Here is a 26,041-nt window from a genome sequence, read left to right as displayed (position 1 = left end):
CTACTTCGCATGCTCCCGTGCCAGCAGATATTCGATAACCTCATCTGCGGCCTCTTCGGCCGTCAACTCTGAAGTATCGACCCGGAGTTCCGCCTTGACTGGGGCTTCATAGGGACTGTCCAGGCCGGTGAAATTCTTGATCTCTCCCGCCCTCGCCTTCTCGTAGAGGCCCTTGGGGTCCCGTTCCATACAGACTTCAATCGGCGTATCGACGAAAACTTCAATGAACTCCTCATCATCGACGAGTTCACGCACCATCTGTCGCTCGGAGCGGAAGGGGGAGATAAAGGAGCAGGTTACAATGAGGCCCGCATCCACGAACAGTTTCGCCACCTCACCAATGCGTCGGATGTTCTCGACTCGATCAACATCTGTGAAACCCAGGTCTCGGTTCAACCCATGCCGGACATTGTCGCCGTCCAGCGAGTAGGTATGCAATCCGGCCTCGGTGAGTTTGCGCTCGACAATATTTGCCACCGTCGACTTGCCGGCGCCGGAAAGGCCGGTGAACCAGAGGATGGCAGGCGATTGGCCCTTGATCCGAGCGCGTGTCGCCTTGTCCACATCCATCGCATGGCGGTGAATATTGGACGCCCTGCGCAAACCAAACCGGATCATGCCTGCACCGACGGTCTGGTTGGTGAAACGGTCAATGAGGATGAACGCCCCCATGTCGCGGATCTGGTGGTAGGGGTCAAAAACAACGGGGCGCGCGCAGGCGATGTTACACAACCCGATTTCGTTCACCTCCAGCTTGGTGCACGGCTGTTTGTCGAAGGTGTTGATATCAACCTTGTGTTTCAGAGCTGAAACGGATGCGGGTGTCGTGGTTGTCCCGATTTTGAGCAAATAGCTGCGCCCTGGCAGCAGATGGTCTTCGCTCATCCATAGAACTTCGGCTGCGAACTGGTCGGAAACCTCCGGTCGATCTCCCGAAGCAGCCAGAACATCACCGCGAGATATATCGAGTTCCCGATCAAGAACGAGAGTTACGCTTTGCCCCGCCTCGGCCGCATCAAGATATCCATCTGCGGTCACAATTTGTTCTACGCAGGCAACCGTTCCGGAGGCCGCTATCACGACCTCATCCCCCGTCTGAACCGTGCCGGACACGATCAGACCAGAATAACCTCGAAAGTTCAGATCCGGCCGGTTGACCCATTGCACAGGCATGCGAAACGGTTCCGCGGCCACGCTGCTCGAAACGTCTAGTTCTTCGAGATACTCCAGCAAGGTCGGCCCGGTATACCAACTCATCTCATCCGTTTTGCGTGTCAGATTATCGCCATAACGCGCCGACATCGGGATCGGGATAATGCTGTCGAAACCGAGGCCCTCGGCTACTTTGAGATAAGCCGCGATGATCTCGTGAAAGCGACCGCTGGAATGTCCGGCCAGGTCCATCTTGTTGACCGCCAGAACAACGTGGCGGATGCCCATCATGCGCGCAATATAAGTGTGACGCAGCGTCTGGGTCAGGACGCCCTTTCGCGCATCAACAAGAATGACCGCAACATCAGCCGTCGATGCTCCGGTTGCCATGTTGCGAGTGTACTGCTCGTGCCCCGGTGTATCCGCAACAACAAACTTGCGCTTGCTGGTGGAAAAGAAACGATACGCGACATCGATCGTGATGCCCTGTTCCCGCTCAGCTTCCAACCCGTCAAGCAGGAGTGCGAAATCTATCTCCTCGCCGGTAGTGCCGTGCTTGCGGCTGTCGCGCTCCAGCGTGTTGACCTGGTCCTCGAACAACAGCTTGGAATCATAGAGCAGTCGGCCAATCAGGGTGGACTTGCCATCATCGACCGAGCCGCAGGTCAAAAAGCGCAACACGCCACGCGTGCCTGCAGCCGAAGTATTGTCGACCGCCCGGGAGGTTCTTTCCTGGTGCGTCATCAGAAATACCCCTCACGCTTCTTCTTCTCCATCGATCCGGCCTCGTCATGATCGATCAGGCGACCAGAGCGTTCGGATGTGCGGGCGGTGAGCATTTCCAGCACGATTTCATCAAGGGACTGTGCGGAGGACTCGACCCCGGCCGTAAGCGGGTAACAGCCCAGGGTTCTGAAACGCACCATGCGCTGGCGCGGTGTCTCGCCTGGCTGCAGCGGCAGGCGGTCATCATCGACCATGATCAGCTGGCCGTCACGTTCCACGACCGGGCGCTCCTTGGCGAAATAGAGCGGCACGATCGGGATGTCCTCTTCCTGGATGTATTGCCAGATATCCAGCTCGGTCCAGTTGGAGAGCGGGAAGACCCGGATCGACTCGCCCTTGGTGATACGCGTGTTGTAATTGCGCCAGAGCTCGGGGCGCTGGTTTTTCGGGTCCCAGCCCTGCTTGGCATCACGGAAGGAGAAGACACGTTCCTTCGCACGCGATTTCTCTTCATCGCGGCGTGCGCCGCCAAAGGCAGCATCATAACCATGACGCTCCATCGCATTGCGAAGCGCCTCGGTCTTCATGACCTGTGTGTGCAACTGGGAGCCATGGTCAAACGGATTAATCCCTTTCGCCCGCCCTTCCTCGTTGATTTCAACTCGCAATTCCAGGTCAAAGGCCTCAGCCAGCGCGTCGCGAAATTCGATCATCTCCGTGAATTTGAAGGTCGAATCCACATGCTGTAGCGGAAATGGCAGGCTGGAGGGATAGAACGCCTTGAGCGCAAGGTGCAACATCACTGCGCTGTCTTTGCCTATGGAATAGAGCATGACGGGCCGGTCAAACTCCGCCAAGACCTCACGCATGATGTGAATGCTCTCGGCTTCAAGCGCCTGGAGGTGGGGACTGAGAGCCCGGGCACGAGGCTGGGGCTTCTGGAACCGCTTTGCATAGCGGGCAATGGAAGTCTGAATGTCGCCGGTCACGGAATGATCACTCTTCGATCTCGTGTAACAAGGGCCCTAATCTCACTACACTTATATAGCAAATTTGACCCGTAACCGACCGGGCTGTGTGGACTTAGTCGCTCCGCGCGGCTTTGGCAAGAACGGCTAAGGCACTGGCGAGCAGCTGGTGGTAACTGCAGCGCTATTTTTTGTTCAGTGCCTCGCGGAAACGTGGCTCGACCTCGTCACGGGGGCCCACTTCGACCAGTGAGCCTCGATCCAGCCATATGAGAGTGTCGCAGAAGGTGTTGATGATCGGCGCCGAGTGCGACGCAAGAATCAAGATTCCGGCATCGCCGATCAGGTTTTCCATTCGGGAACGCGCCTTGGCCTGAAAGCGAGCATCCCCGGTCCCCATGATCTCGTCCACCAGGAGCACGGAAGGTTCAAGTGCGGTGGCTATACCGAATCCGACCCGCGCGCGCATTCCTGTCGAATAGGTACGCATCGGCAAATGCGCGAAGTCCCCGATTTCAGCAAAATCGATAATATCCTCGACGACGCGCTCCCGATCACGCCGCCCCATTCCCATCAAGGTCGCCACATCACGGATATTGTCCATGGCCGTAGCGTGAACGGACATGCCGACAGTTGTTGAGAATAGAGTAGATACCCGTCCCTGCACGGATACACGTCCGCCGTCAGGCTGGTAGATACCGGCCAGCAGGCGAAGCAGGGTCGACTTGCCCGACCCGTTTATTCCAACCACGCCGACACGCTGTCCCGCGCGGATGGTGAGAGAAACCTCGTTGAGTGCCTCGATACACGTGCGGCCATTTCGCTTCACGAGCTTCCCACCCACCCGCGTTTGGGCTCCCAACTGGGGGGAATTGGTCCGGAACCAGATCGAGGCTCCCTCGAGTTGTACTGACGGTGAGGTCACAGCCATCGCCTCACATTCCGGCAGTTACCGGCAAAAAGCGCGAAACCGATCAACATCGCTGCAGCCACTGTTCCAAAGGCGACATTCACGTTCAGGATACTGGGCATCTCGCCCAGGATTGGCGCCCTGATCAGATCGAGCAAGTGGGCGAACGGATTAAAGAGTGTGATTTGGTAACGCAGGCTTCCCGTGACATCTCCTGCGAACCAGAAAACAGGCGTCGCGAACAGCAGCAGGCGCATCAAGCTCTGGATCATGAAACTCAAATCCCCGACCAAGACGCCGACGACCATAAGGCCTGCGGTTACAAAAACGGCTGCAATCAACAACACCGCGAGCGCCGGCAGGATCCATATCAGGCTGGTGGTCACGGTGATTCCGTCGATCAACATGGCGCCGACAACGGCCATCGACTGGATCAGCAAGTGGGTAAAAGTCGCGGTCACATGGCGCAGGGCGCAAGCAAAGATCGGCAACGGCAAATTGAGCAGTGGTCCCTTCAGGCGCGTCATCGCGCCTGTTCCACCCGCAATAATACCTGACATAAAATTGAACGTTACGACGCCGGCCGCAACGTAGGTGAGATAATCCGACCGACCTTCTGACAGGGCCGGCCCCAGGAAGACATAGACCACGCCGATCCAGACCAGCGCATTGATCAATGACCATGCCACCCCGATTCCCGCCCGGGAATACTGCAGAACCACATCGCGGACCCCCAGCCGCAACCAGATCGCAGGGCGGGAGAGTGATTGCTGGATATCGCGCATGGCCAGCCAGAATGTGGAAGTACCACTCATGATTGCCCTACCCTAACGCTCCGGCCTGCCTGTACAAAAACAGTTACGCGCCCGCGAAGTTTTCCTCAATCAACCGAACAATGGCCTCGGCGCTCTTGCCATCACCATATTCCTCGATTGACGACCGCGGCGAAGTCCAGTCCGCCATGGTCCACAGACGATTCCAGCCACACTCTACAGTTTCGACCCACTCGGTTTCATCGCGCAGGGTAATACAAGGTGTTTCATGGAAGTAGGCTTCTTTCTGCAGACCTCCGGAATCGGTCAAGACGAGGCTGGCAGAATGCAGCAAGCGGTTCAGATCGATATACCCGATCGGCTCGATCATTTTTACGTTTTCCGGCGCCCACTCCATCGTTGAGAGCTTGTTGCGCGTGCGCGGGTGCACGGGGAACACAACAAGGCGCTCGGCGGCAACTTTCTCGATCTGCGCAAGCATTTCGAGGAAACGCTCATGATTGTCCGTGTTTTCGGCACGGTGCAGCGTGCAAACGGCAAAGTCCGACGTATCCTGCAGACCGAGCTCAGCCATAATCCCCGAAACTTTCAGCGCCCGCTCTTTCGCGAACAGCGTAGCGTCATACATCACGTCCCCGATGTGATGCACACCCTTGGTAATCCCCTCGTTGGCGAGGTTACGAACGCTTGTCGTGGTTGAGCAAAGCAACAGCTCGGAAAGGTGGTCGGTCAGAATGCGGTTCAGCTCCTCCGGCATGGTCCGGTTGAACGATCGCAATCCGGACTCCACGTGGACGACGGGAATATGCAACTTGGCGGCTGCGAGCGCACCCGCGATGGTGGAATTCGTGTCGCCGTACACCATAACGATGTCCGGCTTGTCCTCCATCATGGCTGCTTCCAGCTGTTCCAGCATGCGTCCGGTCATCTGACCGTGACCACCGCCTGACACGCCTAGGAAACGGTTGGGTTTGCGAATCTGAAGGTCCTCGAAAAACACGTCGGACATATTGGCATCGAAATGCTGCCCCGTATGGACGAGAATCTCGGTGAGCTTGTCCGAGGCATCCAGCGCGCGACTGACCGGGCCCGCCTTGACGAATTGCGGACGGGCACCAACGACGGTGAAAACGGTTTTCATAAATCTCTCCGGGCCGGAACGGGCGGTTGAGCTGGTGTGAACAGACCTAGTTGCTCTCGATCAGATTGAACCAGGGCTTGGTGTGGATATCCCAGTTGCTCTCCTCCATGAAGCGCTCACACGCCTCCTGGGCAGCGCGAATATCCTCGTCTGTCAAGCTGTTGACGATGTCTGCGATCTGGCGAGGCGACGGATCAACCGGCAACACCCAGCCAATGTCATTACGGGTGATCGCCTTGTAGATTTCCAGCACCGGGCTACCCAGGATCGGAACGCCGGCATTGGGGTACTCCCAGAGCTTGTTGGGCGCACAGGCCCAGTGATTCAGGCCGTCATTGGGATAGGGAATGGCACCGATGGTCGCGCCCTGGGTCCACAAATGCAGCATTTCGCGCGGGGCCGGCGGCACGACCCGGATTTTATCGAAGTCCTCCAGAGAGAGATTGAAGGTCTCGGAAAGGTGCTGTTTGCGCAGGTTTGCGTCGAGAGACTTCTCGAGACGTTCCGCATAGTCCGGCCAGCTCTGCATGACATCAACGGTGGATGCAAGATAGGCCTTGAGCGCAGCTACCTTGGAGACGGACTCCTGGGCCTCGCCGGAGTTCTCATCTCCCTCTCCCTCGCCGCCGCCAGCTTCAGTGCCGGGCATGTTCACGGTGACATTCACAGCGGTCGGATCCGAACCGCGGCGATCTTCGCCTGCGCCATCTCCCTCACCGTCTTGCTCTTCACCTGCACCTGCACCTGAGCCGCCATCTTCGATGATTGCTGCAAGCTTGGCCTGGTAGTGCTCAAGGTCACCGATCGGCGAGAAACTATCGACAATCTTCGAGATCTGGTCGCGGCGCTCGCCCAGATTCAATGCGCGCTGTTCCTTGAAGATTTCCTCGCGCTGTTCGGCGAGCCACAGATTGCCGATACGCTCGGCTTCCTCATTGATGAACCCTTCGAGCTTGCCCCATCCCATACAAACGATGGCCCAATCATCGTTGAGGTGTTCAGCTGCACGCACAAGATTTTCGATACCGCGCTCGGGCGAGAAACCACCCTGATACAGCAGGATCTTGCGGTCATGCGGCAGACCGGCTGCATCGTGCAGGCGGCCATCATATTCCGGACGATCTGCCTTGAGAGTCGAATTCGGGAGCACCGTGATCCGCGGCAAGTCCTCGTAGTGCTCGGAATAGATCTCGCGCATGGCTTCGCTGACGACCACCATGTCATCGACATGCGGCAGCAGGGTTGAGTGAAGCTTCTTGTAATAGTCCGAGATATGCGCCGACGCCTGGTTGAGGCCGTCATACATCTCATGGGCGTCATAGATCAGCTTGACGCCAAATTCCTTCTTCAGGCGCACCGCAGCGGGCAACGCCATCACCTCATGGCAATAGATCAGCTCCGGCTTGAGCTCGCGCCCCTTCTCGACCATCGCCTCGACACGAGCACGCTGGGTGGTGGAGAAGATTGTCTTGTTGATGAAGCGCTCCAGCGTGCCGCCGATGACATAGTGGAACAATTTCCCGGTGCCAAAGGCGGACAGGAATTCGTCACGCGCCTGATTGGACACCTTCTCCATCTCTGCATAGTTCGCCGTGAAGTTCGCGAAACGACGTAGCGGATCGACCAGTGCGCGGACTGCGCGGCGGAGAAGTTTCAGCCCCCAATACGCGGCGCGAAAGACAAACCAGGCAACCACCAGGGCAATCACCGCCATCAAGCCACCCACGAGCAGATCGAAGACTCGGGCGGCGGTCCAGCCGGATTGAAGACCATCGCGTTGCTCGACGATCCAGTTCACCACGAAATCTTGCGAGCCGAGCACCAGCCCGAAGAGCCAGGCGGCGCCTTGGCCAATACTCTCGCCAAACAGCAGGCCAATCATCGCCAGTACGAGCACCACAGCGCCCACAATGAACGCACCGAAGAGAGCCATTCTGAGCAGAGCCATCTGGTAAGCGCGCGCCTGCCAGGACACGCGGTGCACCATCACACGCTCTTCGATGATTGCCGCAACACTTGTGTGATCACGCTCGCGTACGCCTACCACATGAACTTCGTGTCCCTGATCAGCCAGGCTGATCGCCTCTTTCATCACGCGACCGTCTCGCGCTCCAGAATTCGGAACAAATGCAACGACTTTCATTATGACCCCCCGGACCGTATGCCGATGAACGGGTGGTTTTAGACCTTCGGAGTTGATAAGCAACCTTACAAATGGGCGAGTTGACGAAAATTGACACTACCGATGCGGTCGACCGAATGCGGCTTGATGTAAATAGCTAATTTTATTATATTTCTTTGACCTTCCCCCTTCTTCAGTCGAGTTGGTACGCTGTCGATCATGCCGGAGCTCCCCCCCCTTCCACGCGTTTTGGTGCTCATCGCGAATGAAGCAGTCGATGATCCTCGCGTCGCACGCCAGGTGGCCGCCCTCGATTCTGCCGGGCATGACGTCGACGTCATTGGCGTATCCGACAACGCGACGCCACCGTTTACCATGCTCGGTGCGCGTTCACTGCGTCATGTGAGCGGCCTGAAGGCGACCTATCAGGAAATCAGCGCAATCGCCCTGACGGCCGTGGCTCTGTGCTTGCTCGGCCTGATTGCGATCGCAATTCGGTTTCCTGACCTGTTCGACCGGACATGGCTTGTCGGGGGCGTGGTATTCGTTGGCGTGATTTGTCTCGCTACCGTGAGGCATCTGGCAATGCGGCGTGCGCAAGGCAAACGTACAGCTGATCCCGCGCCGGGGGCCTGGCGTTTGAAAATTGCCGAACAGCTGAATCGGTTCGCGGCCTGGCGCCTAACGCAGCGTTTTGTATCCGAAGCCGGCAGCGCCGATTACGATGTTGTACACGCGCATGAACCCGACACACTCTTCGCCGGAAAGCGCATCGCCACACGCCAGCAGGCCAGACTGATATACGATGCTCACGAATACTATGCCGGTCAGCAAGGCGCATCGGAGCAAACAGTCCGGCAATACATGCACACGCTGGATTCCTGCGCCGAAGACATCGATCTCCTCGTCACTGTCAGCAACAGTATGGGCGAGGCAACGCGCCAGCTTCACCCCGCTCTTCCTGAATACGCGCTCGTCACCAATTCCGGCGCTCGGTTTCCGACCGCTTCGTATGACAATCGGCTGCATGATGCCTGTAATGCCCGACCGGGCGATCGGATCTGCCTGTTCCAGGGAGGATTGTCGCGAGGTCGGGGGTTGGAGAAGTTGGTCGAAGCTGCCCAGCAGCTCGCCGGGCACTGGCGCGTCGCCGTTATCGGTAGCGGCGCGATAGCGGCTGACCTGCAAGCAGCGGACGTGTCCGGGCGCGTGTACTTCCTGGGCCGCAAGCCGCCGGACGAGTTATGGCGTTGGACACAGGGGGCGGATCTTGGATTTGTTGGTTATGAGGCGAGTTGCGAAAACCACCGGGTCAGCCTGCCGAACAAGATCTGGGAATACGCCGTGTGCGAAGTACCGTCGCTGGTAGGCGATCTGCCGGAAGCGCGTGACTATGTCCTGAAACACGAATGCGGCTTCGTACTGCCCCCCGAATACACGAGCGCCGACCTGATTGAACAGATCGGCGCCTTGAATACGACCCGGCTCGCATCAGCAGTCGAAGGCGCCCGAAGGATTGCCGCAGCGGAGCGGGCGGGCGCCTATCAGAACATGCTGCTGTCGGCTTATGCCTCCGCGGCTGCTGCCCCTGCGAAACGGTCACGATAAGCCTCGAACGAGTCGATCATCTGCTCCTCGATTTCCCGCTTCATCCGCATACGTGCCGGACGCAATGGAAGGTCAATCTTCACCCGCGGTTTCTCACTTACCAGGCGTTCGAAATTGGAAAGCATCGCGATCTCGATTTCATAATGCCTACGCGCAAATTCCGCCAATGTATCAGTGGAGTAGATCGGGGTTAACTGGCTGGCTATGACCTCACCCGCATCGGCTTCCTCATCGATGAAGTGAAGCGTGTTGCCGACCGGCTGACCATCCAGAATGGCCCATTTGAAGGAATCCAGCCCGCGAACAGACGGGATCAGGCCCGCATGGCCATTGATGATCTTGTTGCGATAGCGTCCCACAAATCCGGCCGGCAAAAGATTGGAGCCGGCAATGATCCAGAAATCGATGCTCTCGTCGTGAATATCATCAGCGCTCTCAATCACGGTATAGGGCGCGTCCACACTTGCCGCGATCTCACGCGCGTGTCCCCCGTTGGACTGCACCGGACGATGAGCGAGCGCCACATCTCGTCCCGGGCGAGAAATGAACGGCAGGGCGTAGAACACATATTCGTAGGAACCGGCGATCTGCAGCCCGGAGACAACCTGTTCCGTTTTCAGGTGTTGCGTATCATAGGTGAGAATTCCAAGGCGCATGCGATCAACTCCGCTTTAAGTCTGGCGTAGATTTCGGCGAGCCAATAGCAAACTGGCCATCGTCTCGCAACACAGCGATCTTCTAGGCGCCCGGATTTACATCGCGCCTGATCGCCCCCTGTGCTTCCAGGTAGTCGATCAGCTCGGCGGAGCGGGCGCAAACATAGTCCAGCACCGTCAGATCGTGTTTGTCACGAGCGTTGATGTCTGCCCCGTGCTTCAACAGAAGGTTCAGTAGCTCGAACTTCCCGGACGCGAAGGCAGCCGTCTTGGCGTACATAAAAGGTGTTGTCCCGGTCTTGTTGGTCAGGTTGACGTCTGCGCCGGCCGCAATCAACAACCGGGACAGCTCGAGATTGCCCGCTCTGCAGGCGGCGATCAGCGCCGTCCAGCCGTATTCATTGCGAAGATTTGGATCCGCACCAGTCGCTAGAATCTCCTGTACGGTACCCGTATCGCCGGCTGATGCGGATGCAATCAGTCGATCTGCAACCTTACCGTTATTCATAACCGTCTTCCTTGTGTCACTTTACGAACATTTAAAGCGGAGCTATACGCCACGAACCAAAACGAATGATCGCACTCAATTCAAAATGGACAAGGCGTTATGCAGGCAAATGTAAAGGTCGCAGTAATCGGTTGTGGGCACTGGGGAAAGAACCACGTCCGGAATTTTGCGCAGCTCGGGGCGCTGGGTGCCGTCGTTGATCCGCACGCGCCGACCGCCCAAAAGTTCGCAGACGAATACAATGTACCTGCCCTAAGCTTTGACGAGGCTATCGCATCGGACGCGGTGGACGGTGTTGTTATCGCAGCGCCTGCCGAGCTGCATTGCGACCTCGCCGTCAAGGCGTTCGAAGCCGGCAAACACGTCTTCGTCGAAAAGCCCATCGCCATGACGATGGAAGAAGGCGAGACCATGAAAGCGGCCAGCGAGAAAGCCGGCAAGGCGCTCATGGTTGGCCACCTCCTGCAATTCCATCCGGCCTTTGTCGCCCTGCGTGAGGCTGTCCAGCGCGGTGATCTCGGCGAGCTGCGCTACGCCTACTCCCACCGGTGTTCGCTTGGGAAGTTCCGCGTCGAGGAAAATGCTCTGTGGAGCTTCGCCCCGCACGACATCTCCATGCTGCTCGCCCTGTTCGGCGATGCGCCGACATCAGTTTCCGGCAGCGGTGGTTCCTACATCACCCCGGGCATCGAGGACGAGTGCCGCCTGGACATGGAATTCTCCGGTGGTCGCCGTGCGCACGTGCTGGCCAGCTGGCTGCACCCGTTCAAGGAACACCGCCTGATCGTTGTTGGCGAGAAGGCCATGGCGGTCTTCGAGGACTCGGCGGCAGGTGCCGAAAAACTCCGTCTCTACGCCCACAGCATTGACACTTCCGGCGCCGTTCCGGTTCCAAGCAAAGCTGACTGGACGCCTATGCCTTATGGCGATGACGAACCGCTGCGCACCGAGTGCCAGCACTTCCTCAACGCCTGCTCTGGACAGAAACCGCTGACCGATGCGGATGAAGCCCTGCGCGTGCTTGACGTCATGATCAAGGGATCGTCCTGAGCGACGGACTCACGAACTTTCGCAGTTGAATACAAGAACTGTCACAGAAATTGAGTTGATAGGCCGCTGAGCTTGGCACATTCAACTCCGAACGATCAAATATTGGAAAGTGATATGCAGTTTATCGATCTTCAGGCCCAGCGCGCACGTATTTCCGACAAAATCAACGCAGCGGTGGCAAAAGTCATCGAAGAAGGCCGGTACATCATGGGGCCGGAAGTCAAGGAATTTGAGCGCCAGCTCGCCGAATTCAGCCAGGCAGAACACGCCCTGGGCTGTGCCAACGGTACCGAAGCTATCGCGCTGCCGTTGCTGGCATGGGAAGTTGGTCCGGGAGACGCAGTCTTCTGCCCGTCCTTCACCTTCGCCGCGACAGGCGAGGTTGTTCCGTGGGTCGGCGCCAGCCCGGTTTTCGTCGACATTGACCCGTCCACCTACAACATGGATCCGGCCCATCTCGACGCCGCCATCGAAATGGTCAAGGCCGAAGGCAAGCTGACGCCCAAAGTCATCATTGCTGTCGACCTGTTCGGACAGCCGGCCGACTATCCGGCCATCTCCGCGATCGCCAAGAAACACGGCCTGAAACTGATTGCTGACAGCGCCCAGGGTTTCGGCTGTACGCTGAACGGAAACCACCCGGTGCACTGGGCCGACGCAGCGACGACCAGCTTCTTCCCGGCCAAGCCGCTGGGTTGTTATGGTGACGGCGGTGCGGTGCTGACCAATGATGCTGCCACCGCCGAGCGCATGGATTCCCTGCGCGTTCACGGCAAGGCGACGAAGTCGGACATCGAGGGTCGCACGTTCGAGCACGACACCAAGTACTTGAATATGCGGGTAGGAATGAACTCCCGCCTCGATACGATCCAGGCCGCCATCCTGATCGAGAAGCTGGCAATCTTTGCAGACGAGATTGAGGCTCGCAATCGGGTGGCAACACGCTACAATGAAGGCTTGGACGGCTACGTGGAAAGCGTACCTGCCGTCATTGATGGGGGCGTGTCCGTGTGGGCTCAATACACAATCGAGCACAAGAACCGTGCTGGTCTTCAGGCGCACCTGAAAGCCAATGGTGTTCCGTCTGCCGTCTATTACCCGATCCCGATCCACAAACAGGATGTGTACTCCCGCTATCCGCTGGGCCCGAACGGTCTGCCGGTCTCGGAAGCCAAGGCCGAGAGTGTCGTCTCGCTGCCGATGCACCCGTATCTGGATGAAGAAACCCAGGACCAGATCATCAACGCGGTCCGCTCGTTTAACGCTTAAAGGACGACGTCATGAACGCTCCTACAGTCGCAGAATTTGATACCCTTGATACGCTGGCACTCGACTTCGAACGCCGTGCGACAAACAAGACCCTGACCGTTGGTGTCATCGGTCTGGGTTATGTTGGCCTGCCTCTTGCCCAGGCTTTCTGCCGCCAGGACATTCGGGTCATCGGTTTCGATGTGTCCGAGTTCAAAATCAAGGAACTGTCCGAGGGGCGTTCATACATCAAGCATATCAAGGACGAAGCGGTCAAAGTCATGATTGACACCGACCGCTTCGAAGCCACAACGGACTTCGATCGCCTGGACGAGCCGGACGCGCTGCTGATCTGCGTTCCGACGCCGCTCGACAAACACCGCGACCCGGATCTTGACTATGTGATCAAGTCCACCGAGGCGATTTCCAAGAAGCTGCGCCGCGGCCAGATCGTCGTCCTCGAATCGACGACCTATCCGGGCACGTCCGAAGAGGTGATGAAGCCGATCCTTGAAGGTGCCAGCGGCCTGGTCGCCGGCCTCGACTTCGCAATTGCCTACTCGCCGGAACGCGAGGACCCGGGCAATCCGCAGTTCGAAACCTCCACCATCCCGAAGGTTGTCGGTGCGAACACGTCAGCGGAAACGCGAATGGCCGTTACCATCTACCAGCAGATCGTACCGCAGGTTGTGCCGGTTCGTGACCTGCGCACGGCGGAAGCGGTCAAGCTGACCGAGAACATCTATCGTGCAGTCAATATCGGCCTCGTGAACGAGCTCAAGACCGTTTACGGCGCCATGGGTATCGACGTCTGGGAAGTCATCCAGGCAGCGTCCACCAAGCCGTTCGGTTTCCACGCCTTCTATCCGGGCCCGGGCCTGGGCGGTCACTGTATTCCGATCGACCCGTTCTACCTGTCCTGGAAAGCCCGTGAGTTCGGCCTCAGCACGCGCTTCATCGAGCTGGCCGGCGAAGTCAACAATGCCATGCCGGGTTCGGTCGTGAACACGGTCGCGGAGGAGCTTTCCACCCGCCTCGAGAAGTCGCTCAAGGGCGCCCGGGTCCTGCTGTGCGGCCTCGCCTACAAGAAGAATGTAGACGACATGCGCGAAAGCCCCTCGCTGCTCCTGCTGGAACAGCTCGAGGCCCGCGGCGCAGTGGTTGATTACTACGACCCGTACATTCCGGTCGTCCCGTATGACCACGACCACCCGGAGTATGAAGGTCGCAAGTCCGTCGACTGGACCCCGGAATCCCTGTCCCAGTTCGATGTGGCCCTGATTGCCACCGACCATGACAAGGTCGATTACGGCCTGCTCCTGAACTCTGTTCCATTCGTTGTAGATACCCGCAATGCGACGGCGATGCTTCAGAACGAGCACGAAGACCGCATCGTCAAAGCCTGATTGGCATGACCAGAAATACCGAGCCGGGAACCGGGACTTCGCTGAAAGTCCTGGTTCTCGCTCGCCACTTCCCGCCAGCGATTTCCGGCGGAGCGCGGCGTCCCTACATGTGGGTCAAAGGGTTCCAGTCCGTCGGCGCCGACGTCTTTGTCGTCGCGCCGGAACTGCCTGACGATGTCGTCGGAATCGCCGTCGAACACCCCAATCCGGACCCGACCACCGCCCTGCCCCGCTCCAAAGGCCTGCGCGACATTGCGCGAGAATGGCTGCTTTGGCCCGACCCGGATGTACGCTGGGTCCAGCGCGCGTGGCGCCTTGCCATCGAAACCTATCCATTTCAACCAGACCTGATCTTCACCACCAGCCCCCCGGAATCCATCCATGTTTCCGGCGCTCCACTCAAGGCTCACTGGCCATCGGCAAAATGGGCGATCGATGCGCGTGATCACTGGCTGATCCGTGCTTTCCGCCCGGAGCGGCGCAAGCCCGTTCGCCGGATGCTGGAGAGCCGGATTGCACCGCGCATCCTGCGCGAGGTCGATGCGGTATTCGCCGTCAATGAAGCGATATCCGAAGAATATCGTAGCTTCCAACCGAACGCACTACACGCGGTCGTGCCGCACTTCCTGCATGCCGTAAAACAGGTCCACGCCTTCCCGGACGATACAATCGACATCGTTCACACCGGCAGTTTCATCCTGTCTGATCCCGATGTGCGCATCGATCCGCTGCTGGACATATTCGCAGACATTGCACGCGAGAGCCCACAGCTGGTCCTGCATCTGGTCGGCCGGCTTCGGGATGATGAGACAGCCCGGGTAGAGGGGTTCGGACTAGGCGACCAGGTCAGGATCCACGGCACTGTACCGCTCGAACAATCGCTGGCCATGCAGCGCGGCGCTGATGCACTGGCCGTGATTGCCGCTCCAAACTCAGCGGTGCCGCCAGGCAAAATGGCCGAGTATCGCGGCTCCGGCCGGCCGGTCATTCCCTTTGGCAGCGGTGCGTGGCTGGGCAAGATCGATGACGACACCCGAACAGCAGGTGAGCGGCTACGCGCGCTGACCCGCGGCGAGACACTCGCCGTCCACGATCAGATCGCTCCAGCCACGCCAGAAGAGATTGCAGGGCGGGCCCTGCAAACGCTCTTCCCGGACGCGGGCCTATTCGACCGTGACTGATTTGGCGAGGTTGCGAGGCTGATCCACGTCAGTGCCCTTGAGAACCGCGGTGTAATAGGCCAGCTGCTGGATCGGAACAGCCGCGACAATCGGCTGGATCACCGGGTGGCATTCCGGAATCTCGATTATTGCACTGGCATCATCCACGGCCAGCTTGGCCCCCTTGCGGTCGGTAATCAGGATCACTTCGGCACCACGAGCAGCGACTTCCTGGACATTGGAAATCGTCTTTTCGAACAGCTCGTCATACGGTGCGATCACGACAACCGGTGTGCCCTCTTCGATGAGCGCGATCGGACCGTGCTTCAATTCGCCTGCGGCATATCCCTCAGCGTGGATATAGCTGATTTCCTTGAGCTTCAGAGCCCCTTCCATCGCCAGCGGATAGAATTGGCCACGCCCCAGATACAACACATCAGACGCCTTGGAGAGCGAGCGGGCAATCTCCTCGACATCACTCACTTTCTCCAGTGCCTCATTAAGCATTCGCGGCGCTTCAAGCAGGCCATCGATCAAATCGCCGATCTCGTTATCAGAAAGCTCGTCACGTGCTTGCGCAGCACCCGCAGCAACACAGGCCAGGGCCGTCAGCTGTGCCGTGAACGCCTTGGTGGATGCCACACCGATTTCCGTACCTGCATAGGTAAACAGGGTCGTGTCCGCATCACGGTCAATCGAGGATTCCGGCACATTGACGACGGCAACCGTCGGCACGTTTGATGCCTTGCAATAGCGCAGCGCGGCCAGGGTATCCGCGGTCTCACCGGACTGGGAGACAAAGAAGGCACGGTCAGAGTCCAGCAAGACCGGCGAGCGGTAGCGGAATTCCGATGCGATATCGACCTCAACCGGCAAGCGCGCATAACGCTCGAACCAATATTTCGATGTTGCCGCGGCGTAAAATGCGGTTCCACACGCAGACCCAAGCAGCCGACTCGTCGACTTCCAGCCATCCAGATTTGCGGAATGGAAACGACGCTCCACCGGGTCGATGTAATTGGAAAGCGTACGACCAACAGCGTCGGGCTGTTCGTAGATTTCCTTCTCCATGAAGTGGCGGTACTCGCCCTTGTCGGCAAATCCAGGTGTGGCGTTGGAGATCTGTTCCGGACGCTCCACACGCTTGCCATCCATGGTGTATATCTCGACCTCGGTTGGCGTGACCATGCACCAGTCATCTTCCTCGAGATAGATCACCCGGCGGGTCCATTCAGCCAATGCAATTGCATCTGATCCCAGGAAGCTTTCCGTCTCCGCGCGGCCAATGACCAGCGGGCTGCCACGGCGGGCGCCATACAACTGGTCCGGATTATCCTTGCTGATTGCGGCGACAGCGTAAGCGCCACGCAGGCGATTCACTGCCTCGCGAAAGGCCTCTTTCATTGCGAGCCCCTTGCCCAGGTAGTAGGCAATCACATGAGCAATGACTTCAGAATCTGTTTCGCTCTCGAAGTTGTGCCCCTTCTGGGCGAGTTCTTCGCGCAGTTCACGAAAATTCTCGATAATTCCATTATGGACGATAGCGACGCCGCCGAAGGCATGCGGGTGGGCATTTGAGGTTGAGGGCTTTCCATGGGTCGCCCAGCGGGTGTGCGCGATACCCAGGGGCCCGTCACAGGGCTCATCGCGGACAACGGACTCCAGGTTGCGAATTTTTCCCTGCGCACGCCTGCGCTGCAGCTCGCCTTCTTGTAGCACCGCAATACCGGCAGAGTCATACCCCCTATATTCCAAGCGCTTAAGACCGTCGATCAAACGTTCCGATGTCTCAGTCGTGCCTGCAATTCCGATAATCCCACACATGCTCAACCTATCTGTTTTTGGGCTTTGGCTCAGAGATGTTGTAGACGTTTTCCTGTAGAGGATGTAAAGAAGAAACTGATGGCTGAGTGCTATTTTTTGCAATGGGGGAACGTCGGATTGGTCTTGTTCGGGAACGAACTTGAGAGCTGACCCGACGACAAATGGTTCAGAATGAAAACTTACTTCGGAACTGACGGAATCCGGGGGCGGGCAAATACTTTCCCGATGACACCGGAAGTTGCGCTTCTACTGGGCAAGGCAGCAGGTTCATATTTTCGACGTGGAAACCACAGGCATGTGGTCGTAGTTGGCAAGGACACTCGCCTGTCCGGCTACATGCTCGAATACTCACTGATCGCCGGTTTCACATCCGCCGGTATGGATGTTCGAACGGTGGGGCCAGCGCCCACACCTGCGATCGGTATGCTCACACGCGCCATGCGCGCTGATCTGGGCGTGATGATCACAGCATCCCATAACGCTTACACTGACAACGGCATCAAGCTTTTTGGACCAGATGGGTTCAAGCTTGCTGATGCCGTGGAGTTGGAAATCGAGAAGCGCATGGAGAATGTCGGTTCGATCCTCGCCGTGCCGCCGGTCGAGATTGGACAGGTCGCTGTCTACAATGATGCACGCGGTCGCTATGTCGAAGCCGCCAAAGCGGCCTTTCCGCGCGAGCTCAGCCTCGACGGCCTGAAGATCGTGCTCGATTGCGCCAACGGCGCGGGGTATCGGGTCGCCCCGCAAGCCCTTCAGGAACTGGGCGCTGAAGTCGACGCGATCGGTGTTTCCCCAAATGGACAGAATATCAATCTGAACTGTGGCTCCACTTCACCGGAAGCGATGATCAACCGCGTTCTGGAGACTGGGGCCCATATTGGTATTGCACTCGACGGTGATGCCGACCGCATCATCGTGTGCGACGAACGCGGTCGTGTAATCGATGGCGATCAGCTTATTTGCCGCATTGCTAAAGACCACCGCGACGCTGGCACCCTGAAAGGCGGCGGCGCCGTCGCGACGATCATGTCGAACTTTGCCATGGACCGCTTCTTTAAGGACCAGGGCATGTCGCTCGCCCGCACTAACGTTGGTGACCGTTATGTTGTCGATAGGATGCGGCGTAGCGGCTATTCGGTTGGCGGCGAGCAGTCTGGCCATCTGGTTCTGACCGATTACTCGACCACCGGCGACGGCTTGATCGCCGCCCTGCAGATTCTGGCGGCGTGCGTGCGTAATGACCACCCGGTCTCCGAGCTGTGCTCGATGTTCGAACCGGCCCCGCAATTCAAGCAAAACGTCCCCTATACCGGCACCATGCCGCTGAATGACGTCGCTGTTCAGGCGGTGGTCGAAGGCGTACAGAAACGTCTTGAAGGCAAGGGACGCCTGGTCGTGCGACCGTCCGGCACTGAACCGGTCGTCCGCGTCATGACCGAGGGCGAGAATGAGTCACTGATCATCAATGCTGCGACCGAAGTTGTCGAAGCGCTCAAACATTACGCCCACGCGCCTGAACCGGCGGAGTAATCCGTCGGCCTGGTGCCGCTGGCATCCAGCTTTGGCAATCAGAGCTTCTGGTCGAACTCGCCGACTTCCTCATATCCGGACAGGGTCAGGGCGATCTCATCAAAGATCGCCTTGACGTCGTCCGCAGAATTCGGGCTCTCGACCACGACGACCAGGTTTGGTGTGTTCGAGGACGCCCGGACCAACCCCCAGGCACCATCATCAAGTGAAAAGCGCACTCCATTGACGGTGTTGACCGCCGCTATTTTGCGGCCGGCCACCGTGGCACACTGTTCGGCCTTGGCCTGGTACTCAGCCACGATACGATCGATGACGCCGTATTTGACTTCATCGGCACAGGCTGGGGACATGGTCGGTGACTGGAAGCTGACGGGAAGCGCGCGGCGCAAATCTGCCATCGTCTTGTCCGGATTGCGCTCCAGCATCTGCAGGACAGCGCGCGCGGCGACAAGACCATCATCATAACCCCGGCCGATCGGGTCCTGCAGGAAGAAATGGCCAGACTTCTCAAATCCTGCCAGCGCGCCCAGCTCCTTGGAGCGGCGTTTGATGTAGGAATGTCCCGTCTTGAAGTAGTCCGTCTTGCAACCGTGCTCTTCAAGCACAGGATCAATCGCAAAGAGGCCGGTCGATTTCACGTCCACGACAAAAGTCGATCCGGGATAAAGCGGCGCGAGATCGCGCGCGAGCATCAAACCGATCTTGTCGGCGAAGATCTCCTCGCCCTCATTGTCGATTACGCCGCAACGGTCACCGTCACCATCAAAACCCAGCCCTACATCGGCACCGTGCTCGAGAACAGCATCGCGCATGGCGTGCAGCATCTGCATGTCTTCCGGGTTCGGATTATAGCGCGGGAAGGTGTGGTCCAGATCACAATCCATCTCGATGACCTCGACACCCATCGCACGCAGTGCCTGGGGTACGAAGGCGCCGGCTGTGCCATTGCCACAGGCGGCGACAACTTTCAGCGGTCGCTTGATATCCACGCCCTCGGCAACATCCGCGATGAAACGCTCGGCAACACCTTGCTCGCGGACATAACCGCCGCCCTCACGATGCTGTCCTTTACCGCCCAGGACGATTTCCTTGAGGCGGCTCATCTCGTCCGGACCGAAGGTCAGCGGGCGCGCCGCGCCCATTTTTACACCGGTCCAGCCATTGGAGTTGTGGCTCGCGGTGACCATGGCCACGCAGGGAATATCCAGATCAAACTGAGCAAAATAGGCCGTCGGTGACAGGGCCAGGCCGATATCATGCACCTCGATCCCCGAAGCCATCAGTCCAACTTCCAGCGCCTGTTTCACGGAGAGGGAATAGCTGCGGAAATCATGACCGACGACGATCTTCGGCTCGACGCCCAGCTCGTGGATCAGCGTACCAAGGCCAAGACCCAGAGCCTGCACGCCATAAAGGTTCAGCTCGGAGGGTTTGTCGGAACCGGGATGGCCAAACCACCAGCGGGCATCATACTCGCGAAAACCGGTGGGCTTGATCAGCGCCTCGTTCTCGAACTCCCAGGAATTGGGTGCAAGTTCAGCAAACGGTTTCTGGCTCATAATCCCCTCCGGTGCCTTTCCGGCACGTTCTGTAGTGAAGCTGTCTTACCTGTGATGTAGTGCGGTCTAGTCGGCCGGCCGGCCGATGCTGGAATATTTAAAGCCCGCTGCGCTCATCTCTTCCGGCAGATAGATATTGCGAAGGTCGACCAGGATGGGTGCCTTCATCAGCTCTTTCAGACGGTCCAGGTCCAGGGCGCGGAACTCGTTCCACTCGGTGATGATGACCAGGGCATCCGCATCCTCAACACAGAAGTAAGGGCCGGAGGTGAACTCAACATCGCTGAAGTGATGCTCCGCCTCGACCGTGCCGGCCGGATCAAAAGCCTTGATACGCGCACCGGCTTCCTGAAGCGCCGGAATGATTTCCAGGCTGGGCGCCTCGCGCATGTCATCCGTGTTTGGCTTGAAGGTCAGGCCCAGCACAGCAATGGTCTTGCCGGAAACGTCTCCGTCACAAGCCTTGATGACCTTGTCGGCCATCGCACGTTTGCGCTTGTCATTGACGTCAACGACCGTCTCGACGAGTCGGACCGGGCTTTCAAACTCCTGTGCCGTGCGCACCAGAGCGAGCGTGTCCTTCGGAAAACAGGAACCGCCATAACCCGGGCCGGCATTGAGGAATTTGCCGCCGATACGATTGTCGAGCCCAACGCCGCGGGCGACTTCCTGGACGTTTGCGCCGACGCTCTCACACAGATCTGCCATCTCGTTGATGAAAGTGATCTTGAGTGCGAGGAAGGCGTTGGCCGCGTATTTGATCAGCTCAGACGTGCGGCGCGAGGTGAAGACGATCGGCGTCTCGTTGAGGAAGAGCGGGCGATAGAGTTCGTGCATGACATTGCGCGCGCGCTCTTCATCCGTACCCACCACCACGCGATCCGGGCGCTTGAAGTCATCGATCGCCGCGCCTTCGCGCAGGAATTCCGGGTTGGAGACCACCGCAAAGTCAGCATCCGGACGGGTTTCACGGATGATGCGCTCGACCTCGTCACCCGTTCCAACCGGAACCGTCGACTTGGTGACAACGACCGTATAGCCCTCCATCACCTCTGCAATTTCCTTGGCGGCGGCGTAGACAAAGGACAGGTCAGCAAAACCGTCACCGCGACGCGAGGGCGTACCCACGGCGATGAAGACAGCGTCTGCTTCTCGCACCGCATCCGTCAGGTCCTGGGTGAAGTGGAGACGGCCTTCACGCACATTGCGCTGGACCAGCAGGTCCAGGCCTGGCTCGTAAATCGGGATACCACCGGATTGCAGGGTTTCGACCTTGGACGCGTCCTTGTCGACGCAGGTCACATCATGTCCGAAATCAGCAAAACAAGCACCGGATACAAGACCTACATAACCGGTTCCGATCATTGCGACGCGCATTGGTATCGCTCCTCTTCACTCTCCCGCCCGGTATCGCCGTTCGATGGGGTCCGTGCAAGGATTGATTTCCCAAATGACAGCTTGAAGCTCAGTTTGCCTGTGCAGCCTTGAGGACGGCGGCCTTGATATTGTCAACCACCGGTCGGATCTGTCCTGCCGGTCCCTCCGCCATGACCCGGATCAAGGGCTCGGTACCGGACGGTCGCACAAGCACCCGCCCCTCTCCGGCGAGCTCGTCTTCAGCCAGCCGGATCGCCGCCTCGACCGTGCTGTCCGCCATAACATCGGCAGCTTTCTCGACGCGGACATTCTCGAGCAATTGCGGGACAGGGTCGAAAGCCTGGAGCACCTCGCTGGCCGGGCGATCACTCTCGATCAGAACCCGCAAGACCTGCAGCGCAGCGATCAGGCCATCGCCGGTCGGACAAAAGCGCGGCGTGAGGATATGTCCAGACGGTTCCCCGCCCAATGCTGCGGCACTTTCCTTCATGCGCTCGGCGACATAACGATCCCCGACCCGCGTCCGGTGGAGGCGCAGCCCTTCCCGCTCGAGGAAGCGCTCAAGACCGATGTTCGACATCACCGTGCCGATGATCTCCGGGTGATCCAGCTCGCCTTCCTGTTTCCAGTGCCGCGCCAAGAGCGCAAGGATCTGGTCGCCATCGACAGTCTCACCCTTCTCGTCACACAGAAGGACACGATCACCATCCCCGTCCAGCGCGATACCGATATGGGCCCGGTGTTCCAGAACGGCGGCTCGCATCTGGTCCGGCGCTGTGGAGCCGCACTCCTGGTTGACGTTGAACCCATTGGGCGAAACGCCGACCGAGATCACGTCCGCGCCGAGTTCATAGAGCACTTTCGGAGCAACCTGATAGGCCGCGCCGTTCGCGCAATCGACGACGATACGCATGCCCGACAACCCGCGTGTGCGCGGGAATGTCGCCTTGGCCAGTTCCACATAACGCGCCTGCGCATCCTCGATCCGCTTCACCCGCCCCAGCGCCTGTGGCTCCGCCATGGGATCGGTCAGGGCCGATTCCATGCGCCGTTCGATCCGCATCTCGGCCTCGTCATCCAGCTTCAACCCGTCCGGGCCAAACAGCTTGATGCCGTTGTCATGATAGGGATTGTGCGACGCCGTGATCATCACGCCCATATCCGCACGCAGGGACAGCGTCATCTGCGAGACACCGGGCGTTGGCAGGGGGCCGAATAGAACCACATCCATCCCGACCGACGTAAAACCCGCCACCAGCGCCGGTTCGATCATGTATCCGGACAGGCGGGTATCCTTGCCGATCACGACGAGATGCCGGCCTTCCCGCTTGGTGAAGCATCGACCTGCCGCAAGCCCCAATCTCAGCGCGGTCTCGGCTGTCATCGGGAAGCTGTTGGTCAGCCCCCGCACGCCATCAGTACCGAAATATCTCTTGGTCATCGCGGATTCCTCACTGATTCGGACAGGATAGCGGGTGTCGCATCGTCGCCAAAGCAGGTTACGGGCTGGACTGTCCCGCAGGGCTCGGATACGCCTAGTGTCAGTAATCCATGAGCAAATTGATGACTACGATTCGTAAAGCAGTCCTTCCCGTCGCTGGTCTTGGCACACGGGTTCTTCCGGCAACGAAGTCCATCCCCAAGGAGATGCTGCCAGTCTTCGACCGACCGGCCATCCAGTATGTGGTGGACGAGGCGCTGGAAGCAGGCATCGAGCACATTGTCTTTGTGACCGGTCGCAACAAGGCGGCGATCGAGGATTATTTCGACAGCGCCTACGAGCTCGAAGCGACGCTTGAGGCCAAGGGCAAATCCGACATTCTTGAAGAAGTCGTTCGATCATGCCCAAAGCCCGGTTCGATGAGTTTTGTCCGCCAGCAAGCGCCGCTCGGCCTGGGCCATGCCATCTGGTGTGCGCGCGACATCATCGGATCCGACCCGTTTGCCATTCTCCTGCCGGATGTCCTCATCCACGGCAAGCCGGGCTGCCTGGCCCAGATGACCGAGGTGTTTGACCGTACGGGCGGCAATGTCATCGCGGTTGATCCGGTACCGGAAAACGAGGTCAACAAATACGGCGTCATTGATCCGATCGAACGCGATGGCGCGATGATCCGCATGCGCGGCATGGTCGAGAAGCCGCCGGTGGAAAGCGCTCCATCCAATCTGGCCATCACCGGTCGCTATATCCTGACCGGGGAGATTTTCGACTTCCTCGCCGACCAGGCCGCCGGTGCCGGCGGCGAGATCCAGCTCACCGATGCCATGGCGCGCCTGATGCAGAAACAGGATTTCCACGCGCTCGAGTTTAGTGGAACGCCATATGATTGCGGCAGCAAGCTAGGCTATCTGCGGGCCACGCTCGGCTTTGCCATATCAAACGAGGAACTGGGGTCACAGGCCCGAAAGTTGATCGAGGAAAGCCTAGGCTGAACACCCTAGCTCTGCTGGTTCCACTCACGGAACCAGGTCGCGAATTGCGTCAGCCCGTGTTCCAGCGAAATTCCCGGGCGATAGTCATAATCCCGCACCAGCTTGTCGACATTGGCGTAGGTGCGGGTGACATCGCCCGGCTGCATAGGCAGCATTTCTTTCTCGGCCTCGATCCCGAAGGCGCGCTCGAGCGTCGAGATCATGTCCATCAGCTTTTCCGGTGATGATCCGCCGATATTGTAGACCTCGTGCCGCCCTCGCGCGGGCGCATCCACGACCATGCGCTGAAGCGGTTCAACGATATCGTCGATATAGGTAAAATCGCGCTCCATCTCACCGTGATTGAAGACCTTTATCGGGTCTCCACGCATCATGCGTTCAGCAAACAGCCAATAGGCCATGTCCGGGCGCCCCCACGGACCATAGACCGTGAAAAAGCGAAGGCCCGTCGCCGGAATGCCATAGAGATTGGTATAGGACGCGGACATCAACTCGTCCGCCCGCTTCGTCGCGGCATAGAGGGATTCCGGCGCTTCGCTGGCGCTCTCCTCGCTGAAAGGCACTTCGGCCTGTTCCCCATAGACCGAGCTGGATGAGGCATAGACCAGATGCCGAAGACCGTCTCCCAGGCCGCGCGCCAGTTCGAGAATGGTCAGATGACCAAGCAGGTTCGAGCGCGCATAGGCGAACGGCGCCTCAATCGAGTAGCGCACGCCCGCCTGGGCGGCGAGATGACAGATCGCCTCCGGCTTCCACGGCAGGGTGACTGCATGGACCGCTTCGGTGTCGGCGAGGTCGAGCTTGTGGAACTGGAAGTTCTCGTGCGGTAGGAGCTGATCCAGACGTGCCTGCTTGAGCCGCGGGTCGTAATAGGTGTTGAGATTATCAATCCCCATCACTTCATGACCGGCCGCCAGCAGGGCCTGAGACGTGTGAAACCCAATAAATCCGGCCGCACCGGTAACCAGGATTTTCAAGCCAACCCCCTCCAGTTGAAACAGAAGCCGCGTTTAGTCCGCGGTCAGCTTTTGCAAGTATGCGCCATACTCCGAGCCCTTGTACCGATCAACAGCAGCTGGAATATCTGCCGAGGTAATCCAGCCGTTGCGCAAGCCGATTTCCTCCAGACAGGCAATCTTCATGCCCTGGCGACTTTGCAGAGAGCGCACGAATTCGGCCGCCTCCAGAAGGGAATCAGCCGTACCGGTATCCAGCCAGGCCACACCGCGGCCCAGCTCTTCAACGGCCAGCTGGCCCTTGTCCATATAGGCCTTGTTGACGTCGGTTATCTCGAGCTCACCTCGCGCGGACGGACGGATGGACTTGGCAATATCCACGATCTGCTCGTCATAGATATAGAGCCCGGTTACGGCGAGATTGGATTTCGGCTCCGCCGGTTTTTCCTCGATGCTCAGCGGCTGCCCGGCCTCGTCGAGCTCGATCACACCGTAACGCGCCGGATCTGACACCCGATATGCGAACACCCGGCCGCCCTCGCGATGCTTGCTGACGGCGTCGGCGAGCTGATCGCTCAACCCGTGGCCGTAATAGAGATTGTCCCCAAGGATCAGGGTCGCGGCTTCACCGTCAAGGAACTCCTCGCCAAGGAGGAAAGCCTGCGCCAGTCCGTCAGGGCTGGCCTGAGTCGTAAATTCCAGTCGAACACCGAAATGACTGCCATCCCCGAGCAATTGCTGGAAACGGTTGAGTTCCTCCGGTGTCGTAATGATCAGGATCTCTCGGATGCCCGCGATCATCAGCACCGAAAGCGGGTAATAGATCATGGGCTTGTCGTAGATCGGCAGGAGCTGTTTTGACGTGCTCAACGTCATCGGAGCCAGTCGTGTGCCCCGACCACCAGCAAGGATAATTCCCTTCATCGATCAG

At 58.7% G+C, this 26,041-nt stretch carries 21 protein-coding genes; 7 read left to right on the top strand and 14 right to left on the bottom strand.

The features are described from left to right. The 6 genes from cysN to JJ889_RS05080 all read right to left on the bottom strand — a co-directional run bounded on the left by cysN (position 1) and on the right by JJ889_RS05080 (position 7,813). Complete coding sequence (gene cysN / locus JJ889_RS05105) at positions 1-1,896, bottom strand: sulfate adenylyltransferase subunit CysN (RefSeq protein ID WP_291892181.1); 1,896 nt, start codon at positions 1,894-1,896, stop codon at positions 1-3. Then, positions 1,896-2,843 (bottom strand): sulfate adenylyltransferase subunit CysD, encoded by a 948-nt coding sequence (gene cysD, locus JJ889_RS05100; protein ID WP_366940056.1) that lies wholly within the window; start codon positions 2,841-2,843, stop codon positions 1,896-1,898. The genes cysN and cysD overlap by 1 nt, the downstream gene beginning before the upstream one ends. A 187-nt stretch (positions 2,844-3,030) precedes the next feature. Next, positions 3,031-3,675, bottom strand: coding sequence for an ATP-binding cassette domain-containing protein (locus JJ889_RS05095; protein ID WP_291892176.1), 645 nt, complete (start codon positions 3,673-3,675; stop codon positions 3,031-3,033). Between the two features lie 92 nt (positions 3,676-3,767). Beyond that, positions 3,768-4,571, bottom strand: coding sequence for an ABC transporter permease (locus JJ889_RS05090; protein ID WP_291892173.1), 804 nt, complete (start codon positions 4,569-4,571; stop codon positions 3,768-3,770). A 43-nt stretch (positions 4,572-4,614) separates the two neighbouring features. Beyond that, a complete protein-coding gene (gene wecB / locus JJ889_RS05085; protein WP_291892171.1) occupies positions 4,615-5,670 on the bottom strand; it encodes a non-hydrolyzing UDP-N-acetylglucosamine 2-epimerase in 1,056 nt (351 codons plus the stop codon). A 46-nt stretch (positions 5,671-5,716) separates the two neighbouring features. After that, positions 5,717-7,813, bottom strand: coding sequence for a glycosyltransferase (locus tag JJ889_RS05080; protein WP_291892168.1), 2,097 nt, complete (start codon positions 7,811-7,813; stop codon positions 5,717-5,719). A gap of 198 nt (positions 7,814-8,011) precedes the next feature. Here JJ889_RS05080 and JJ889_RS05075 point away from each other — a divergent pair, with 198 nt between their 5' ends. After that, positions 8,012-9,400: a glycosyltransferase family 4 protein gene (locus tag JJ889_RS05075; RefSeq protein ID WP_291892165.1), complete on the top strand. Its 1,389-nt coding sequence runs from the start codon at positions 8,012-8,014 to the stop codon at positions 9,398-9,400. Here JJ889_RS05075 and JJ889_RS05070 read toward each other — a convergent pair. Both JJ889_RS05070 and JJ889_RS05065 read right to left on the bottom strand, forming a co-directional pair. Then, the gene (locus tag JJ889_RS05070) at positions 9,358-10,056 is read right to left on the bottom strand and encodes a formyltransferase family protein (RefSeq protein WP_291892162.1); all 699 of its coding nucleotides are present in this window, start codon (positions 10,054-10,056) and stop codon (positions 9,358-9,360) included. The two genes, JJ889_RS05075 and JJ889_RS05070, sit on opposite strands and share 43 nt — an antisense overlap. Positions 10,057-10,138: 82 nt before the next feature. Next, complete coding sequence (locus JJ889_RS05065) at positions 10,139-10,564, bottom strand: ankyrin repeat domain-containing protein (RefSeq protein ID WP_291892160.1); 426 nt, start codon at positions 10,562-10,564, stop codon at positions 10,139-10,141. A gap of 99 nt (positions 10,565-10,663) precedes the next feature. Here JJ889_RS05065 and JJ889_RS05060 point away from each other — a divergent pair, with 99 nt between their 5' ends. The 4 genes from JJ889_RS05060 to JJ889_RS05045 all read left to right on the top strand — a co-directional run bounded on the left by JJ889_RS05060 (position 10,664) and on the right by JJ889_RS05045 (position 15,449). Continuing rightward, positions 10,664-11,614 carry a Gfo/Idh/MocA family oxidoreductase gene (locus tag JJ889_RS05060; protein WP_291892156.1) on the top strand — a complete coding sequence of 317 codons (951 nt, stop codon included), beginning with the start codon at positions 10,664-10,666 and terminating at the stop codon, positions 11,612-11,614. A 114-nt stretch (positions 11,615-11,728) separates the two neighbouring features. Then, positions 11,729-12,883: a DegT/DnrJ/EryC1/StrS aminotransferase family protein gene (locus JJ889_RS05055; RefSeq protein WP_291892153.1), complete on the top strand. Its 1,155-nt coding sequence runs from the start codon at positions 11,729-11,731 to the stop codon at positions 12,881-12,883. 11 nt (positions 12,884-12,894) lie between these two features. Beyond that, entirely contained in the window at positions 12,895-14,268 is a 1,374-nt protein-coding gene (locus tag JJ889_RS05050) for a nucleotide sugar dehydrogenase (RefSeq protein ID WP_291892150.1), read from the top strand. A 5-nt stretch (positions 14,269-14,273) separates the two neighbouring features. Next, positions 14,274-15,449 carry a glycosyltransferase gene (locus JJ889_RS05045; RefSeq protein WP_291892147.1) on the top strand — a complete coding sequence of 392 codons (1,176 nt, stop codon included), beginning with the start codon at positions 14,274-14,276 and terminating at the stop codon, positions 15,447-15,449. Here JJ889_RS05045 and glmS read toward each other — a convergent pair. Beyond that, entirely contained in the window at positions 15,432-17,252 is a 1,821-nt protein-coding gene (gene glmS / locus JJ889_RS05040) for a glutamine--fructose-6-phosphate transaminase (isomerizing) (protein ID WP_291892144.1), read from the bottom strand. The two genes, JJ889_RS05045 and glmS, sit on opposite strands and share 18 nt — an antisense overlap. A 171-nt stretch (positions 17,253-17,423) precedes the next feature. Here glmS and glmM (JJ889_RS05035) point away from each other — a divergent pair, with 171 nt between their 5' ends. Beyond that, complete coding sequence (gene glmM, locus JJ889_RS05035) at positions 17,424-18,785, top strand: phosphoglucosamine mutase (RefSeq protein ID WP_291892140.1); 1,362 nt, start codon at positions 17,424-17,426, stop codon at positions 18,783-18,785. Between the two features lie 38 nt (positions 18,786-18,823). On the opposite strand, the gene JJ889_RS05030 is transcribed toward glmM (JJ889_RS05035), so the two are convergent. From JJ889_RS05030 to glmM (JJ889_RS05020), 3 genes are all read right to left on the bottom strand, one after another. Continuing rightward, complete coding sequence (locus JJ889_RS05030) at positions 18,824-20,344, bottom strand: phosphomannomutase/phosphoglucomutase (RefSeq protein WP_291892137.1); 1,521 nt, start codon at positions 20,342-20,344, stop codon at positions 18,824-18,826. Between the two features lie 66 nt (positions 20,345-20,410). Continuing rightward, the gene (locus JJ889_RS05025) at positions 20,411-21,721 is read right to left on the bottom strand and encodes a UDP-glucose/GDP-mannose dehydrogenase family protein (RefSeq protein ID WP_291892134.1); all 1,311 of its coding nucleotides are present in this window, start codon (positions 21,719-21,721) and stop codon (positions 20,411-20,413) included. 88 nt (positions 21,722-21,809) lie between these two features. After that, positions 21,810-23,162 carry a phosphoglucosamine mutase gene (gene glmM / locus JJ889_RS05020; protein ID WP_291892131.1) on the bottom strand — a complete coding sequence of 451 codons (1,353 nt, stop codon included), beginning with the start codon at positions 23,160-23,162 and terminating at the stop codon, positions 21,810-21,812. A 122-nt stretch (positions 23,163-23,284) separates the two neighbouring features. On the opposite strand from glmM (JJ889_RS05020), the gene galU reads away from it, so the two are divergent. Continuing rightward, entirely contained in the window at positions 23,285-24,154 is an 870-nt protein-coding gene (gene galU / locus JJ889_RS05015; protein WP_291892128.1) for a UTP--glucose-1-phosphate uridylyltransferase GalU, read from the top strand. Positions 24,155-24,159: 5 nt separating this feature from the next. Here galU and JJ889_RS05010 read toward each other — a convergent pair whose 3' ends face one another. Next, complete coding sequence (locus JJ889_RS05010) at positions 24,160-25,131, bottom strand: NAD-dependent epimerase/dehydratase family protein (RefSeq protein ID WP_291892125.1); 972 nt, start codon at positions 25,129-25,131, stop codon at positions 24,160-24,162. Between the two features lie 33 nt (positions 25,132-25,164). Beyond that, entirely contained in the window at positions 25,165-26,034 is an 870-nt protein-coding gene (rfbA, locus tag JJ889_RS05005) for a glucose-1-phosphate thymidylyltransferase RfbA (RefSeq protein ID WP_291892123.1), read from the bottom strand. Positions 26,035-26,041 lie beyond the last annotated feature (7 nt).

The organism is Maricaulis sp. (assembly GCF_017643475.1).
GTDB lineage: Bacteria > Pseudomonadota > Alphaproteobacteria > Caulobacterales > Maricaulaceae > Maricaulis.
The sequence above is the reverse complement of the archived record's forward strand: the minus strand, read 5'-3'. Positions and strand labels throughout refer to the sequence as shown.